Consider the following 17104-nt stretch of genomic DNA (forward strand, 5'->3'; position numbering starts at 1 on the left):
CGCCCGGACGCACAGCGAACTCGCAGTGAGTTCATAGGGTGGACGATTCCGGCACCGAATCGGAATCCGATCACCCGATCGATCGTTGCCGAGTGCCGGGGCGCTCGGCGCGGCGCGGTCTACTCGATGCCGAAGTCCTTGATCCTGCGGTAGATGGTCGCCCGTGACATCCCGAGTGCCGCGGCTGCCTCGGCCTTGTTGCCGCTGTTCTCCTGCAGGCTGCGTACGATCGCGTCGCGTTCGAGCGCCTCGATTCGGCTCAGTCTGCGCCGCGTCAGGGAACGGCACTGCGGTGGCAGATCATCGGTGTGGATCAGGCCGGATCGCTGACGGGAGATAATGTCGGCGAGCACCCGGCGTAGTTGGGCGACGTTGCCCGGCCAGGACAGTTTGCTCAGCTGGTGCATGGCGTCCGGAGCGAGCTGGACGTCGGCGCCCTTGCTCAACTCGCGGAGCAGGTGGGGGACCAGATCCTCCAGGTCTTCGATCCGGTGCCGCAGTGCGGGCACGTCGACCGTGTGGGTGAATTGCAGCAGCAGCGCATCGAGCGATGCGGTGGGCGTGGCCGAATGCGTCGTGACCGCGATCCATCCGCGGTCGGCGCAGGTCCGCAGAATTTCCGTGATCGGCTCGATCGCCGTGCTCGGCAGACGGTCGATATCGGTGATGATGATGGTGAAATCGCCATTGTCGGTTTCGGTTCGGAGCGCGGTCAGCAGGCCTTCGGTGTCGGCGAAGTCTGCCATCCGCAAAACCCGGACGATCTTGCCCGGGTTGACGTGCTCGACGACAGATTTCGCGAGTTTCGCTCGACCGGAACCCCTTTCGCCATCAATGACCACCCATTCGCGATCCCGGCAGCAGCGCTCGACCCGCTGACAGCTGCGCCGCCACGAACTGCTCCGCCCGGCGACGCCGGGCAAGGGACGGCGGCCAGGCAGGCTGGGATGGTGTATCGCGTGGTCGCCGGGCAGTTGGACGTGCATAACCATGGTGAAGTTGTCGCCACGCGAAGCTATCCGTTCGACCGCCGTCACCCTCGCGGTCCGACCGCTGGGCAGCGAAGCCAGGAGGTTGTCGACGGCGCCGGGCCCACCCAGGTCGATCGAATGCTGCAGTAACGCCAGTTGGTCGGGCGGGTCGAGAGCCCGGCGCAGATACTGATTCATCAGCATCACGTCGCCGCCGATCGCGAGCACGCCGACCGGATACCGGCGGCATTCACGGAGATACGTCTCGAGTAGCTCGGTCTCGGTGTCGCCGGCGAGTGCGCGCAGCCGGTCCTCGATCTGGCTGCTCGCACTCTTGGCGAGGGCGAGCAACAGCGGATCGGATCCGCTCGCCCAACAGGTGAGATCGACGACGCCGACCACCGAGTGCGTCAGCGGATGGTGAATGGGCGAGCCCGCACACGCGAGCCGACCCAGGGTGCCGAGGTAGTGTTCGCCGCCGCGAATCAGGGTCGGGGTACCCGTCTCCAGGGTGGTGCCGATGCCGTTGGTGCCGACGAAACCCTCGGCATAGCTGTAGCCGGGAGCGAGCTGGACACCGTCGAGGGTGCGCATGATGGTGGCATCGGCGGCGTAGCGTTCGAGCAAAAGTCCGTCCGATGAGGTCAAAATGACGCTCACGGGCTGGGCGGCCAGGTCGCTGGCGATTCGCCGCAGCACGGGCGCCGCGGCGTTCACCAGTGGGGAATCGAGATTCGGCTCGCGCACGTAGGGCAGATCCACACGGTCGGGGTGGATCTGCAGTGCCTGCGCTCGGCGCCACGAGTCCAGAATGGTGTCCCGCACCGGTAGCTGATCGAGCGAACCGGCAGTCAGGAATTGTTCGCGTGCCTTCTGCAGGCTCACTTCGGCATCAACTCGAGGATTCGGCATCTGCTCACGACCTCGACGCTTTTTGCAGGTCACAATTGCGCCGTCGCGATGGATGACGCGTCTCAGATTGACACCGCCAGTGTAACGCTTCTGCGGTGTCATGGGCATTGCAGTTGTGCTCGGCCCAGAAACCATGAGGAGGACGTTTGAGTCCGCAGAGCCTGAGCGTTGCCGATCGGGTGTTCACCGAACTCATGTGGCAGCCCACGTTCGCAGACGTCATCTCCCACGACGAACTGCCGGACGAGTTTTTCGCATTGTTCCTCGGCCCGACCCTTGCCTACAGTACGGCGTTGTGGACCCGCCCAAATGACACCCTGGAAGGCGCCCAGTCGGCAAAGATCGACCTCGCGCTGTCCAGATGCGATCTGCGGCCGGGGATGACCCTGTTGGATGTCGGTTGTGGTTGGGGTTCGACCATGCTGCGCGCCATGGACACTCATCGGGTGAACGTGATCGGCTTGACGCGCAGTCGGAATCAGTACCGGTACGTGCGGGATCTGCTGGTCGACCGGTTGATCCGTGGGCGCCCATATGGTGGGGTTCGGTTGCAGGATTGGGAGAATTTCGACCGGCCGGCGGACCGGATCGTGTGTATCGCCGCGTTGGAAAACCTCTACCCGGATCGATACGGGGAGTTCTTCGATTTCGCCTATCGGATCATGCCCGCCGACGGCGTGCTGGTATTGCAGACCGCCGTAGCTTCGCACCACCGAGTGCGAATGGACGATCCGCCGGTCGCGAGCACCGATTCCGCTTTCCTTCGGTACCTGCGTGAGACCATCGTCCCTGGTGGCCGGCTGCCGTTGGCAACCGGCGACAGCCCCAAAGGCGTCGCTGAACACGCGGAGGATGCCGGATTCACCATCACCCGCATGCAGGAACTGGGACGGCACTGCATCACCACCCAGGAGCACTGGGCCGTCGCGCTGCACGAGCACCGCGATCACGCGATCGAACTCGTCGGGCACGACACGTATCACGCGTACCTCAGCTATCTGGTCGCCTGCGCCGACTATTTGCGCCGCGGCCACGTCGATGTCATGCAGTTCACGTGTGCCAAGCCCGAGTCGGCGCACCTGTCCGGGCGGCGCTGACCCCGCCTGCGAAATCTTCGCCGATCGCCCCACCACACGATCCGCGCCGGCGTACCCACAGGTTTCGGTACCGCGATATTCCCTGAAATCGCGAAGGTCGGATTATCGACCGCGACCGCGATATCGAGCTGGTGCTTATTGTCGCGGACATTGTTGCTCGCGGCTGTTTCGGTGCCTGCCGGGTCCGGATCACGAGGTGGCCATACGCGGCGTTCGTACCGCTCGCAAAGGAGTGCGACGGCACCGACCGCGGATTACTCTGTGGATAGATCCCGTCATCGGATGAATGGGTGTTCGGATGCGGGGATGGGTCGCAATGTAGGAGTGATGGCTGTGAAGGACAGTTCCGTTTTCGTCGAAGAAGCCACAACGCACCACGTCGCCGCGCACGAACGTGCGGACTACTGGTCCGAGCTGATCAACTCGTACCATCGACGCCTGGGCTATGCCTTTCCGCGTGACAGCACCTTCGACGGTCGTACGACCGTGCGGCGCACTACCAACTATCAGCTCATCGGCTGGGAATCCGACGCGGTGACGTATTACCGCACGGCGGGACATGTGCGCGGCGACTCGGATGACGATTTCCGTCTGTTGGTGCCCATCAATGGACAGGCGAACCTTCAGCAGGCCGGTGAACACGCGATGTTGCCTTCGGGTTTCGGTTGCCTGTTTACGCTCGAACGACCGTTCGAGTTCTCGCTGGGTGAAGACACCAGGGGGCTGCTGATGACTATTCCCCGCCGCGAGATCGACCTCCGGCTCGGCCGAATGCCGGATCGGGCCGCCACCGCCGCCGACCTCAACTCCGGACTGGGCAGGGTGATTGCCAACCTCGCGTCCAGCCTTTTCGCGGATGGCGGCGACATGACCCGGCACCAGTTCGATACCGTCGCTTCCCACCTGGTCGAACTGCTCTGTATGCACATCGTCGGTGAGCAGCCCAGCGCCCCCGGTCATCTGGCCGATGTGGAGGCCGTGGTCAGACGCTATGTCCGCACCCACGCCGAGGACGCTGACCTCACCGGCGCGACTATCGCCCACGCACTCGGTTGGTCCCTCCGGCAAATCCAGCTCGCATTCCAGCACGCCGGCACCACTCCTCGAGAATTGATCAAAGAAGAACGACTGCAACTCGCCTATTCGCGTCTGCGTAATCCCGTCTATCGCGAATCGAGCATCGCCGACGTCGCTATGGCACTGGGCTTCGGCTCGGCCAGCGCTTTCAGCACCGCCTTTCGTCATCGTTTCGGCGCCACGCCTCGCGAGGTTCGCTTCGGTTGACCCGGCAGCCGTCGATCATCGGACCGATCACCCGCGCTGGAATCGCCATCAGGTCCACGCCATTGTGGACTGTCGCCGACGGCGTTGTCGGCGCGGCGAAGACGTCGCCGCCTCACCTCGAAGATGATGTATGCGAACTGGTGCGACGACGGCGTCACCCGTACCGGGGCCCCGGTACGGGGCGCCGTAATCCCATGACATCGACATCGTGAGATGCGACAGTCGGGTCGATGCGGTTCAGGCGGCTCATTGGTCGCTCTCAGTGCTCCAGGTACAGGCGTTCATTGGGCATGCGCGGATACCGGCGAGGATCGTCGTGGACCACTGCGAGATGTTTCGGATAGCGGTAGTTGCGGCACTCCTGCATGAACAGCGAAGCCGCGGTGGCGCACGCCGTGTAATCGAAGCGGACATTACCGAATTCCACGACAAGGTGAACGTCCATTTCTTTCGGATTCGGAGACATCTGATCTTCCATCTCCAGCTCAAGCCTCGTCACGGACCGGATATAAATCGGTGCGGCAGGCAATCATGGAAAGGCCCAGTAAACAGCAATTCATAGTTCGTCCTCACGATCTCCGATTACGCCCGGCCGCCGCGCGGCATACGGCTCCCTGTCCGGCAATCTTGTTGCCTGCCATCTCGGTCGCCACGTCCACGCTCGCGATCCGCGTGCGCTCGGTCGCAACCATGCGCGAAAGGGTCGGTGGTCGGCCCACTCGCGAGAATCCATTCGGAAGATCCGCATACCAGCCACACTAGGAACCGGACCGCACGGCGGGCTATATTCCCCGCGAACGAAACTTTCCAGCACGCGCAAGCGCAGCACCGCACAGGCGGATCGGACCCGCCCGCCTTCGGATATCCGCAAACGACAACGCCGCCCCGATTCGCACGCCGCGTCCTTCGCGGCGGGGGAGCGATCCGCGGCGAGGTGACCGGGGAAGCGGGCCCGAAATCGCACCTGATCTCGATCGATGCGCCAGATGGGATCATCTCCGTCAGACCGCGGAACTCCCGCGACCAGCCGCGGCTGCCGCGGCGAGCCGTCCGGCGAAGTGGGGTGTGCTCAATTCATCTAGTACGTTCTGGGGATAACGCGAAGCAATTTCGGGTGATGTCGGCCGCCAGCAGTACTCGGTTGTCGGCGCTTATCCCGATCGCCCGGCGGCACCGGGCAAGTAGGTGGAGGTAGTCATGCTTGTTGACCACGCCGTCGTCGTCTGGCTGGGAGACAAGGATCAGCCGTTCACGGTCGCGGATCGGCAGGCGCGTGCCCGGCGTGCCCCGTCCGGGTTTGTCGCCGCTCCGGTCTCGCACGCCGATCAGCCGAACCCCGCAGGCCGCGGTGGGCGGGTGCGTCCACCTACCGGCAGCCGCGGCGCGGCTGGCCGCACGAGCGCGTATTTCCGTTATTCATCGCGCCCGGAGACGGCGCCAGGTCGTGTGATTCGCGGTGGAATCAGCGGTACCGAAGCGTCATCGCCCGTGGCGTCCACCTCGCGGCCGACATGTGCGGTCGGCGCGAAGTCCACGTACGGTGTCGAGGCGCCGTACTGACATCGAAAACCGGCGGAGTTCGCAACAAGAATGTATCGAAATATGTCTACTGATCGATTCCGTAAAGTCCGAAACGCATTGGGCTGTGCGGCGCTTGTCGTGTTGTTGATTTCCGGGTGCGGAGCGGGCCGCGCCGATGATCCGGCGTCGATCGGACCGGTCGTCACCGAGGCCGGCACGCGCAGCGATCAAGAGGGCTTGTCGATCACGGTCCCCGGCACGCTCGCCGCGAGTTTTGCCGAGCTGAAGGCCGGTGTCCGCGGACGGATCGGGATGGCCATCATGCCGGTAGGTGGCGATCAAATGGTTTCCTTCGGCGACTGGACCACTGGTCCGGCGTGGTCGACGATGAAGGTGCCGTTGACGATCGCCGCGCTGCGCCGCAATCCGGCCACCTCGGCCTACACCACGTCCTCCGCGATCACCGCCTCCGACAACGCCGCCGCCGAGGTGCTGTGGCAGTCGCTCGGCAGCGCGCAGGAGGCAGCCGCCGCCGTCCAGGCGGTGCTACGTGAAGGCGGTGACGCCAAGACGACGGTGCCCGCCACCCGTTCTCGTCCAGACCAGTCGTCCTTCGGCCAGGCCAACTGGTCGTTGGCCGATCAGGTGCGGTTCGCCGCGCGGCTGCCCTGTCTGCCGCAGTCCGAGCGGGTGCTCGGCCTGATGGAGCAGATCATTTCCAGTCAACGCTGGGGCCTCGGCGAATTCAGCGGAGCCGAGTTCAAGGGCGGCTGGGGGCCGGACCTCGCCGGCAACTACTTGGTCCGACAATTCGGGATCATCACCACTCCGTCCGGGCAGATCGCGATCGCGTTCGCGGTGCAGCCGGATTCGGGAGCGTTCAACGACGGAATGAATGTGCTGGACAAGCTCACCGTGGCCGTCTCCCAGCATCTCGACGAGTTGTCGAGCGGCAGCTGCAAGGCCTGATCGCAGATCGAATGCGTGCTCGTCTCGGGTGGGCGCCACGATCTCTGCGGTGGCGTGGATCGGCGCCACGCCACCATGAACGGGCCCAGGAGCGGCGAGTCGCGCACTGTGCGCGGCTCATGCTGCTCTGCCGGACGTCCGAACCGGGGCGGTGTTACCGAACGTTCACGGGGTCGGCGCTGTCCGGATCGGACATTAGGGGCAAGATAGCGGCCATGCGCATCGGAGTCTTGACCGGAGGCGGAGACTGCCCAGGACTGAACGCTGTCATCCGCGCCGTCGTTCGCACCGCGAACGGCCGCTACGGAGACGCGATCGTCGGCTTCGAGGACGGCTGGCGCGGTCTGCTCGAAGACCGAAAGATCCAGATACTCAACGACGACCGCACCGATCGGCTGCTCGCCAAGGGCGGCACGATTCTCGGCACCGCCCGCACCAATCCCGACGTCCTGCACGCGGGCCTCGGCCAGATCAAGCAGACCCTGGACGACAACGGCATCGAAGCATTGATCCCGATCGGTGGCGAGGGCACCCTCACCGCCGCGAGCTGGCTGTCGGACGAGGGTGTTCCCGTGGTGGGCGTCCCGAAGACCATCGATAACGACATCGACTGCACCGATGTCACTTTCGGCCATGACACCGCGCTGAGTATTGCCAGCGAGGCGATCGATCGGCTGCACACCACAGCGGAATCGCACCAGCGTGTGATGCTCATCGAGGTGATGGGCCGGCACGCGGGCTGGATCGCGATCAACGCGGGGATGGCAGCGGGCGCGCACCTGACTCTGGTACCGGAAGTTCCGTTCGATGTGGACGAAGTCTGCGTCATGATCAAGCGCCGGTTCCAGCGTGGCGACAAGCATTTCATCTGTGTCGTCGCCGAGGGTTCGCATCCGGCGTCCGATTCGGGATTCGCGTTGCGTGCAGGCGGTATCGACGAGTTCGGCCACGAGCGTTTCACCGGCGTCGCCCAGCAGCTCGGCGTGGAGATCGAACGGCGAATCGGCAAGGAGGTCCGCACCACCGTGCTGGGCCACGTGCAGCGCGGTGGCAGCCCCACACCCTACGACCGGGTGCTTGCCACCCGGTTCGGCCTGCACGCAGCCGAGGCGGTACACGCGGGCCATTTCGGTCAGATGGTCGCCCTGCACGGCACCACCATCGATCTCGTCCCGTTGTCGGAAGCCACCAAGCAGCTCAAGCGGGTACCCACGGAACGCTACGGTGAGGCGGAGGCTTTCTTCGGCTGAACGGGGCGTCGAATTCGCCTGATGCGCCGGCGATCGGACGCGGAGGAGTATTTCTCGCACGCACCCCCCGCGACCCTGACGGGCGACCGACCTCGACGTGAACGACCTGCCCGTCGACGCTCTGGTCGGCTTCGGCCGCCGGGCTAGATCTGCCGGGATTCGGCTCGGGGAGTACCTGCGACGCGAACTGGTGGCGCTCGTCCGACAGATCACGATCGACGACGCCCTCTCGAGTTTCGTGAGGCACGACAACCGTGAGGTACGAGCACACAGTTCGAGCCTGGACGTCGACACGGCGGACGTTGCGGCGGCGGTGCGGTACGCGCACGGCGAAAAGCGTTGTGCCGGTCCGAGGGGTCGGTACTGTGAATCGCATGCGCAATGGGCGACTGATCGCGTGTGCTCTGTTCGTGATTGCCGCACTGTTGGTCGGATGTTCGGACGCGGACCCGAACCCACCGGAGCCGACCACCGGCGACTGGCACGGTGGCATCGAGATCCCCGGCCAGGCGCTTCAGATCGGGGTGAGTTTTTCCGGTGAAGGGACAGCCACCATCGACATCCCGGCACAGAAGGTGGCGGGCGCGCAACTGAAAGACGTCACCTCGAACCGGAACGAGGTGTCCTTCGTGGTCGCCGATACTCCTGGGAACCCGACGTTCCGTGGGAAGTACGACTCGGGATCCGACAAGATCAGTGGTGACTTCACCCAGGCGGGTCAGAGCTTCCCGCTCGTGCTGGAGCGAGGAAAAATCGCGACCCTCGCCCGTCCGCAAGAGCCGAAACCGCCGTTCCCGTACAAGTCCGAGGACGTCAGCTACCGCAATGATGAGATCACGATCGCCGGGACGCTGACCGAGCCCCAGGGCCGCGGTCCCTTCCCCGCCATCGTGCTGATCAGTGGAAGCGGCGCGCAGGACCGCAACGAGGAAATCCTGGGCCACAAACCCTTCCTGTTGCTGGCCGACACGTTCACCCGCGCGGGCTACGCCGTGTTGCGCAGCGACGACCGCGGCATCGGTGGCACCGGCGGCAGCTTGGACGAGGTGAGCTATGCCGACCTGTCCGGTGACGCCGCCGCGGGTGTGCGGTACCTGCGCTCCCGCCCCGATATCGACCCCGCCCGGGTCGGGCTGTTCGGTCACAGCGAGGGCGGCTACTTGGCGCCGCTGGTTGCCTCGGGTCCGGACAGCGGCGTCGGGTTCGTCGTTCTGATGGCGGGCCCCGCCGTCGCGGGTTCGGATGTCCTCGTCGAGCAGACCCGCCTGCTCGCCACCGTGAACGGCGCATCCGCCTACGAAGTGGATACCCAGGTGCGCCAGACCACCGAGTTGGTCGCGCTGCTGAAGGCGGGTGACCTGGCCGGCGCGAAGGAGCTGGCCCGCAAACAGAACGAGGCCTTGCCCGCCGACCAGCGACTGCCTGCCGATCAGGCCGGCGCGCAGATCACGCCGTACTTGTCCGCCCTCGTCGCCTACGATCCCGCTCCCGCCCTCTCCGCACTGCGCGTCCCGGTACTCGCATTCTTCGGCGACAAGGATCTGCAGGTGCCCGCCGTCCAGAGCGAGCAGCCGATGCGCGACCACCTCGCCGCCGATCCGGACGCGATCGTCCACGTCTTCCCTGGACTCAATCACCTGATGCAGCCCGCTGAAACCGGGCGCCCCAGCGAGTACGGCTCCAGCGAAACGACCATCGCCCCGGAGGTGCTCGGCTACGTCACCGGCTGGCTCCAGCAGCGCGTCCCGACGACGTAGCGACGTACTCGCCGACGCCAGAGCCCCTGCGGTGCTGCGAGAGCGCTTACCTAGACTGATGGCCATGAGCGCACCCACGGTCGACCTGATGGATTACTCGGATGTCCTCGCCCGGTTCGAGCCGGTGCTCGGCATGGAGGTCCACGTCGAGCTGTCCACCGCGACGAAGATGTTCTGCGGTTGCCCGACCGAGTTCGGCGCGGAGCCGAACACCCAGGTGTGTCCGGTGTGCCTCGGTCTGCCGGGATCGCTGCCGGTGGTGAACGAGCGGGCCGTCGAGTCGGCGATTCGGATCGGGTTGGCGCTGAACTGCTCGATCACTCCGTGGGGTCGGTTCGCGCGCAAGAACTACTTCTACCCGGATCAGCCGAAGAACTACCAGATCAGCCAGTACGACGAGCCGATAGCCACGAACGGGCACCTGGACGTGGTGCTCGATGACGGCAGCACGTTCCGGGTGGATATCGAGCGCGCGCATATGGAGGAGGACACCGGAAAGTCGGTGCACGTCGGTGGTGCGACCGGCCGCATCCACGGCGCCAGCCATTCCCTGCTGGACTACAACCGAGCGGGTGTCCCGCTGATCGAGATCGTCACCAAGCCGATCACCGGCGCGGGGGAGCGCGCTCCGGAAGTCGCGCGGGCGTACGTGACGGCGCTGCGCGATCTGCTGAAGTCACTCGGCGTCTCCGACGTGAAAATGGAGCAGGGCTCGCTGCGCTGCGACGCGAACGTGTCGCTGATGCCCGTCGGCGCAACGGAATTCGGCACCCGCACCGAGACCAAGAACGTCAACTCGCTCAAGAGCGTCGAGGTGGCCGTGCGTTTCGAGATGCGCCGCCAGGCCGCCGTACTGGCAGGTGGCGTACCGATCGTCCAGGAGACCAGGCACTTCCACGAGGCCGATGGCAGCACTTCGCCCGGCCGTCGCAAGGAGACCGCCGAAGACTACCGCTACTTTCCCGAGCCCGACTTGGAGCCGGTCGCGCCTGCCGCGGAGTGGGTGGAGCAGTTGCGCGGCACCATCCCCGAGTACCCGTGGTTGCGCCGTGCCCGGATCCAGTCCGACTGGGGCCTGTCGGGCGAGGTGATGCGTGACCTGGTCAATGCGGGTGCGCTGGACCTGATTATCGCCACCGTCGACGCGGGCGCCCCGGCCAACGAGGCACGGTCCTGGTGGGTCGCCTACCTCACCGAGAAAGCCAAGGAGCGCGAAGTCGCACTGGAAGACCTGCCGATCGGCCCGGTCCAGGTCGCCGAGGTGATCAAGCTGGTCGAGGCGAAGACGGTGAACAACAAGGTCGCCAAGCAGGTTGTCGACTACGTGCTGGCGGGCGAGGGCGACCCGGCACAGATCGTCGAGGCCAAGGGACTCGGCATGGTCAGCGATGACAGCGCCCTGCAGGCCGAGGTCGAAAAGGCACTCACCGCCAATCCCGACATCGCCGACAAGATCCGGGCCGGCAAGGTCCAGGCAGCCGGAAAGATTGTCGGCGACGTCATGAAGGCGACCCGCGGTCAGGCCGACGCGGCCCGAGTCCGCGAACTGGTGCTCGCCGCCTGCGTCTAGGTCGCGATCGGTGTGCGGCGCCTACGGCGCCGCCCATCGAACAGATCCTCAGTCCGGTCCACCACCGCCGGCCTGCGGCGGTGGGATGCGGACGACGCGGTCGTCGTTCGGACCCGGCTGTCCGTCGGTCTTGTTGACCGTGGTCACCCAGACGGTGCCGTCGGAGCCGGCCGCCGCGCCGCCGAGCTGGCCATACCTGTCCTGCGCGAGCAGGGTCGGAGTGGCGGTGACCGCCTGGGTGTTCTTGTCGGTGGCCGCGAGAGCGAGAGCCTTCGCGCGGGTCAAGGCGATCGCGACACCATCGGTGGCCGCCGCGCAACCGGCGACGCCGGGCCGGTCGGGCCAGGTCCAAGCGGTGGTGACCACCCCGGCGCTGTCGACCCGCTGCAGCCGATCCTCAGCAGGGGTGCGGTCGGTGATCCAGATGCTGTCCGCGCTGCCGCGACACACGTCCCCGGCGATACCGATGCCGGAGACCGCGATCTCCGGCGCCGCCGTACGACCCGGCGCCGGCGAGTTCACCCGGAGCAGTTTTCCTGCCAGCGAGGACGCGGAGGCCGCGCTGCTCGGGTCGCCCGCGTCGCCGGTCAGTACGAGCATCTGGTCGGGTGTGGCGAACTCGATCGCGCCACGATTTCCACTGGAACCCTTCGGGATTCCGGTGAGGATGTCCTTGGGTGCGCCGCCGCCCTCGGCGATGCGGACCACCCGATTGTCGCTGGCAGTGGTGATGTAGGCGTACATCAGTCCGTCTTCGCGATAGGTGGGGGAGAGCGCGATGTCGCTGAGACCGCCATCGGCCGAACCGTCCACGGCCAGTTGAGCGATCTCTACCGGTTGCCGCTCCGGGGCCACTTCGAGGATGCGACCGGTCCGTCGCTCGGCAACCAGCGCGCCCTCGCCGAATGTGATGAGGCCGCCGGTGGTGTCCAGGCAGGTCGCCACCACCGCCGGGTCCGGATCGATGCACGGGCCACTCGGCCGAGTGGTGGACGTGGGTGGCTGTTTCGGTTTCTTCGGGTCGATGTTGGCCCCGTGCAAGGTCGGCTCCGGGGTGAACGGGCTGGACGCCGAATCGTCGAACCGGGCGCAACCGGTCAGCAAGACGGAGCCGAGCGCCAAGCTCGCCGCGACGCGGCCCAGGACAACCAAACTCATAGCTGAGACGTTACGGAAACATCGGCGCGCGCGTCGCCTCCGGGTGGGTGTTGGGCGCACACGGACACGCCGTGCTGTTTACACGCCCCGAGCTAGCGCACCGCGGCATAGGGTATTGGCCGTGACCGACAAGCCGAAAGACACACCCGAACCTTCGCAGGCCGGGGACGCCGCGGCGTTCACGGCCGAGCAGTCGGAGGTGTCGTCTACCGGTCGGGGAGTGAGCAGCCCGTTCGATTCGCCGACCGACCAGTCCCCTCGAGTGGCTCACTCCGAGCGCCCCGAGCTGACCAAGGATGTTCCGCGCACCGACGACGAACTCGGGCTCGACCCGGAGGTGCCGACGAAGGCCGACCGCGCCGGCGCCACCGCGTCCTACCGGTACGCGAGCATCCCGCCGGCAGCGAACACGCCGAGCGACACCGGGCGGCTACGCCGTCGGACCAGCGAAAATCGCCGTGGCACCCTAGATTTCGGTCTGTTCCTGCTGCGGTTGATCGTTGGCGGAACCTTCCTCTACCACGGACTGCAGAAGCTCGCGGGCTGGTTCCACGGACCCGGCCTGGACGGCACCCGCGACATGATGGAGCGTGGCGGCTGGGACCACCCGACGGTGTCCACCATCCTGGTGACCGCGGGCGAGGTAGGCGGCGGCGCGCTGGTGGTTCTCGGCTTGGCGACCCCGCTGGCCGCGGGCGCGGTCCTCGCGGTGATGCTGGACGCCTGGGCGTGGAAGCAGGGCATGGCGCCCGGATTCCAGTACAAGGCGGGCCCCGGTGCGGTCGAGTTGGAGAGCATTCTCGCGGGCATCTCGGCCGTTGTCATCCTGACCGGCCCCGGACGCTGGTCTTTCGACCGCAACCGCGGCTGGGCGACTCGACCTTTCGCAGGTTCTTTCGTCATTCTCTTGCTCGCCATCGCCGCGGCGGCGGGCGCCTACTGGTACCTCCACGGCGGCAACCCCCTCGTCGGTATCGGCTAGATTCGCGCTCGAGTCGAACGGTGGGCGGGTCACGCGAATCAGCGCCGCCCCCCGGCCCGACGCCATCATCGCGGTCATTGATGACAGCGAGTTCAACCTCACCACCCCCGCGCACCATCGTTCTATTCCTGACGAGCTGACGTCTCGCCGCAACCGGAAGCGAACTCACCAACCCCTGGCACGTCGCCGCGCTCGAACCCGGACCGGGCCGAGGCTGCCGAAATACGCGGCGCGAAGGCGTCTCTCGCGGGCAATGGCTGCACTCGCGATCCGCACGGCAGTCGTTGCTGATCTCGGTCGGCACAGCCACCATCGTCGATACCGACATCGACGGCGATGTTTGTCCACATTCCGCGGCGTCCGGCTCTGCTCGGGCATCGCCGCGCCGCGGAACCGCGCGTCGGTGAGCCCGATCACCTGATCACCGTGGCGGGACCGCCGTGGCCGGCGATGTCACTGTCGGTTGTAGCGCATTGCGCTGACGCGCCGAGCCGCGAAACTCAACGCGTCGACCACTTCCAGGTCAGGGGACGTGGCGGACGGCGCCCTTGTCCGCTGAGGTGGCCAATGCGGCATAGGCGCGCAGCGCGGTCGTGACCGAACGGTCGCGGTGGGCAGGCTGCCAGGGACGTTCGGAGGCCTCCATTTTCGCGCGGCGTCCGGCCAGGGCGGCATCGTCGACCAAGACTTCCAGTCTGCGGGTGGCGACATCGATGCGGATCTGGTCGCCGTTCTCGATCAGGGCGATGACGCCCCCGCCGGCCGCCTCGGGGGAGATGTGGCCGATCGACAGGCCCGAGGTTCCGCCGGAGAATCGGCCATCGGTGATCAGCGCGCACTGCTTGCCCAGACCCGCGCCTTTCAGGAAGGCGGTGGGGTGCAGCATCTCCTGCATACCAGGACCGCCGGCCGGACCTTCGTAGCGGACTACGATCACGTCGCCCGGCTTGATCTTCTTGCCGAGGATGACCGACACGGCTTCCTCCTGGGACTCCACCACAACCGCCGGGCCCTGGAAGGAGAACAGTTCCTCGTCGATACCCGCGGTCTTCAGCACTGCACCATCGGGAGCGATGTTGCCACGCAATACGACAAGGCCGCCTTCGGTGGTGTAGGCGTGCGCCAGGTCGCGGATGCAGCCGCCCTCGGCGTCGGTATCCAATGACGACCAGCGGTTCTCGGTGGAGAACGGTTCGGTGGTGCGGACCCCACCCGGTGCGGCGTGGAACAGCTCGAGCGCCTCCTCGGACGCTGTGCCGGAGCGGATATCCCAGGTGTCGAGCCACTCGTCGAAGCTCGACGAGTGCACCGTGGTGACATCGGTTTCCAGCAGACCGGCGCGACGCAGCTCTCCCAGGATCGCGGGGATGCCGCCGGCCCGGTGCACGTCCTCCATGTGGTAATCGGAGTTGGGCGACACTTTCGACAAGGTGGGCACTCGGCGGCTGATCTCCTCGATGGTGTGCAGATCGAAGGCGATCTCACCCTCCTGGGCGGCGGCCAGCGTATGCAGCACAGTGTTGGTCGAACCACCCATCGCGACGTCCAGGGCCATCGCGTTGCGGAATGCCTTGTCGTTGGCCACGTTGCGAGGCAGCACCGATGCGTCGTCCTCGCGGTACCACCGGTGCGCGATGTCGACGACCACGGAGCCCGCTCGCTCGAACAGCGCCCGACGCGCGGCGTGCGTCGCCAGGGTGGAGCCGTTGCCGGGCAGTGCGAGGCCGAGCGCCTCGGTGAGGCAGTTCATCGAATTCGCGGTGAACATGCCCGAACACGAGCCGCAGGTCGGGCACGCGGACCGCTCGACCTCGGCCAAACCTTCCTCGGACACCGCCTGATTCGCGCTCGCGGAGATCGCGGTGATCAGGTCGGTCGGCGCTTGCGCGACACCGCCCACGACCACGGCTTTGCCTGCCTCCATCGGCCCGCCGGAGACGAACACCGCCGGAATGTTCAGCCGCATCGCGGCATTCAGCATGCCGGGTGTGATCTTGTCGCAGTTGGAGATGCAGACCAGTGCGTCAGCGGTATGCGCATTCGCCATGTACTCGACCGAGTCCGCGATGATCTCGCGCGAGGGCAGCGAGTAGAGCATGCCGCCGTGTCCCATGGCGATGCCGTCGTCAACCGCGATGGTGTGGAATTCGCGCGGCACGCCACCAGCAGCCCGTACCGCATCGGCCACGATCTCGCCGACGTTCTTCAGGTGCACGTGGCCCGGCACGAACTGGGTGTAGGAATTCGCGATGGCGACAATCGGCTTGCCGAAGTCGGTGTCGGTCATACCGGTCGCCCGCCAGAGCGCGCGGGCACCCGCGGCATTGCGGCCGACGGTGGTGGTTCGGGAACGAAGCGGTGGCATGTCGATGGTCCTCGGGTCGCGGGGGCTGATGTGCGGTGGCCGGACGTCCGTCCAAGCGCTCTTGGCGGTGGCCGTCCGTCCAAGCGCTCTTGGCAGTGGCGTGACGTTCGTCCAAGCGCTGTTCGGCGGTGGCGAGAGGTTCGTCGGCCCAAGCGCTTTTGCACCTGTGCAAGTCTGCTCGGCAGCCCGTTCACGGTACTCCCGCTGGTGGTTCGCCTGCATGCCGGGCGTGACCGGGCCCTGCGTGTCGCTCGGTGTCAGCCGGTAGTTCGATGGGGCGCCGCCGCGGGTGTGGTCGGCGCCGACGGTGTCGCCCGGAGGTGCCGGACCGTCCAAGAGTGATGGGTGCGAACGAGGGTCGGTGCACCCAACGAGGTCATCCCATCACCCGACCACAACATCGTATCGTCGGGAGATGTTCCGTTCCTGGCGAGGTTGGCGCCTAGTTCGCGGTCCCGGCGGCTAGCGGGCGCTTGTGCCGTCGCCGGTCGAGTCGACGTCCTCGGTGTCGGAAGTCTTCGCGGAGCCGTTCGGCGCCGCGTCGCCCTGGTCGGACGCGCTCGCGTCCTCGGCTGTGGGCTCGGCGGGGGAGCGGTTCACCGAGTTTTCCTCCGGTCGCGCGAACGGGTCCGGAATCCTTCCGTCGGATGCCGCCGCCAGATCGCGCAAACGGTCGTATCCCACCGCGGGCAACTTCACCTCGGTGCCGTCGGTCAGGTCGGCGCGTACGTATCCCCGTTTCGGGATCCGCACGCCTTTCACCTGCGTCCAGTCGAGGTGGCGTGATCCGAAGAGCGTGCGCAGGTCCAGTCCCGCGTCCGAAACCCTGGTCTGCGTCCGCTGCACCCACGCCGCCACGACGACGGGGATCGCCAACAACCACCACAGCCCGGCTGGCCAGCCGACGAACGGGAAGAACACGCACATCAGCAGGACGAACACGCCGAGGAATGCCAGCCGTGGGATGCGGATCACAGCACTACCCGTCTCGGCTACCGCGGCGGGAGTGTGGGACGATTCAGGAGGTGGCACGGACTGATGCGGTGATGACACACCACCATCCTCGCATCCTGGTGAACGGACACAAGCAACCGTACTGTCCCACATAATGGGACGCCGTAGGTCATCTGTTTGACCTTTCGGTTCACACCCGCTTAACGTCGTGCGCGTGAATCGAAACGAGTTGCTCGTAATCGGCCGGCGCGTCCAGCGTTGAGCCTGACAATCTGAGTCGAATACGTCAGCTCGCGTTGCGACGCGCCACCCTC

General features: G+C 66.2%; 14 protein-coding genes. 8 read left to right on the forward strand and 6 right to left on the reverse strand.

Annotated elements, in window-relative coordinates:
* Nucleotides 1-119 precede the first annotated feature (119 nt).
* Nucleotides 120-1883 (reverse strand): helix-turn-helix domain-containing protein, encoded by a 1764-nt coding sequence (locus AB0C34_RS02690; RefSeq protein WP_357066761.1) that lies wholly within the window; start codon nucleotides 1881-1883, stop codon nucleotides 120-122.
* 146 nt (nucleotides 1884-2029) lie between these two features.
* Here AB0C34_RS02690 and AB0C34_RS02695 point away from each other — a divergent pair, with 146 nt between their 5' ends.
* Together AB0C34_RS02695 and AB0C34_RS02700 are read left to right on the forward strand one after the other, a co-directional pair.
* Nucleotides 2030-2980, forward strand: coding sequence for a class I SAM-dependent methyltransferase (locus AB0C34_RS02695; protein WP_357066763.1), 951 nt, complete (start codon nucleotides 2030-2032; stop codon nucleotides 2978-2980).
* A 333-nt stretch (nucleotides 2981-3313) separates the two neighbouring features.
* Nucleotides 3314-4264, forward strand: a complete 951-nt coding sequence (locus tag AB0C34_RS02700) for an AraC family transcriptional regulator (RefSeq protein ID WP_357066765.1) — start codon at nucleotides 3314-3316, stop codon at nucleotides 4262-4264.
* Between the two features lie 259 nt (nucleotides 4265-4523).
* Here the strand turns inward: AB0C34_RS02700 and AB0C34_RS02705 are convergent, their stop codons facing one another.
* Nucleotides 4524-4763: a hypothetical protein gene (locus tag AB0C34_RS02705; RefSeq protein ID WP_357066767.1), complete on the reverse strand. Its 240-nt coding sequence runs from the start codon at nucleotides 4761-4763 to the stop codon at nucleotides 4524-4526.
* A 70-nt stretch (nucleotides 4764-4833) separates the two neighbouring features.
* Entirely contained in the window at nucleotides 4834-4956 is a 123-nt protein-coding gene (locus AB0C34_RS02710; RefSeq protein ID WP_357066769.1) for a hypothetical protein, read from the reverse strand.
* Between the two features lie 505 nt (nucleotides 4957-5461).
* On the opposite strand from AB0C34_RS02710, the gene AB0C34_RS02715 reads away from it, so the two are divergent.
* The 5 genes from AB0C34_RS02715 to gatB all read left to right on the forward strand — a co-directional run bounded on the left by AB0C34_RS02715 (nucleotide 5462) and on the right by gatB (nucleotide 11331).
* On the forward strand, nucleotides 5462-5824 hold the full coding sequence (locus AB0C34_RS02715; RefSeq protein WP_357066771.1) for a hypothetical protein: 363 nt from the start codon (nucleotides 5462-5464) through the stop codon (nucleotides 5822-5824).
* Between the two features lie 42 nt (nucleotides 5825-5866).
* Nucleotides 5867-6754: a hypothetical protein gene (locus tag AB0C34_RS02720; protein WP_357066773.1), complete on the forward strand. Its 888-nt coding sequence runs from the start codon at nucleotides 5867-5869 to the stop codon at nucleotides 6752-6754.
* 215 nt (nucleotides 6755-6969) lie between these two features.
* Entirely contained in the window at nucleotides 6970-8004 is a 1035-nt protein-coding gene (locus AB0C34_RS02725) for an ATP-dependent 6-phosphofructokinase (protein WP_357066775.1), read from the forward strand.
* Between the two features lie 374 nt (nucleotides 8005-8378).
* Complete coding sequence (locus AB0C34_RS02730) at nucleotides 8379-9761, forward strand: alpha/beta fold hydrolase (protein ID WP_357066777.1); 1383 nt, start codon at nucleotides 8379-8381, stop codon at nucleotides 9759-9761.
* Nucleotides 9762-9825: 64 nt separating this feature from the next.
* A complete protein-coding gene (gene gatB, locus AB0C34_RS02735) occupies nucleotides 9826-11331 on the forward strand; it encodes an Asp-tRNA(Asn)/Glu-tRNA(Gln) amidotransferase subunit GatB (protein WP_357066779.1) in 1506 nt (501 codons plus the stop codon).
* Between the two features lie 48 nt (nucleotides 11332-11379).
* Here gatB and AB0C34_RS02740 read toward each other — a convergent pair whose 3' ends face one another.
* The gene (locus AB0C34_RS02740) at nucleotides 11380-12489 is read right to left on the reverse strand and encodes a PQQ-dependent sugar dehydrogenase (protein WP_357066781.1); all 1110 of its coding nucleotides are present in this window, start codon (nucleotides 12487-12489) and stop codon (nucleotides 11380-11382) included.
* A 121-nt stretch (nucleotides 12490-12610) separates the two neighbouring features.
* Here AB0C34_RS02740 and AB0C34_RS02745 point away from each other — a divergent pair, with 121 nt between their 5' ends.
* Complete coding sequence (locus AB0C34_RS02745; protein WP_357066783.1) at nucleotides 12611-13471, forward strand: DoxX family protein; 861 nt, start codon at nucleotides 12611-12613, stop codon at nucleotides 13469-13471.
* Nucleotides 13472-13994: 523 nt separating this feature from the next.
* On the opposite strand, the gene ilvD is transcribed toward AB0C34_RS02745, so the two are convergent.
* Together ilvD and AB0C34_RS02755 are read right to left on the reverse strand one after the other, a co-directional pair.
* Complete coding sequence (gene ilvD, locus AB0C34_RS02750) at nucleotides 13995-15836, reverse strand: dihydroxy-acid dehydratase (protein ID WP_357066785.1); 1842 nt, start codon at nucleotides 15834-15836, stop codon at nucleotides 13995-13997.
* 462 nt (nucleotides 15837-16298) lie between these two features.
* Nucleotides 16299-16889: a PH domain-containing protein gene (locus tag AB0C34_RS02755; RefSeq protein ID WP_357066787.1), complete on the reverse strand. Its 591-nt coding sequence runs from the start codon at nucleotides 16887-16889 to the stop codon at nucleotides 16299-16301.
* Nucleotides 16890-17104: the final 215 nt, after the last annotated feature.

The sequence above is a fragment of the Nocardia sp. NPDC049220 genome (assembly GCF_040647855.1).
GTDB lineage: Bacteria > Actinomycetota > Actinomycetes > Mycobacteriales > Mycobacteriaceae > Nocardia.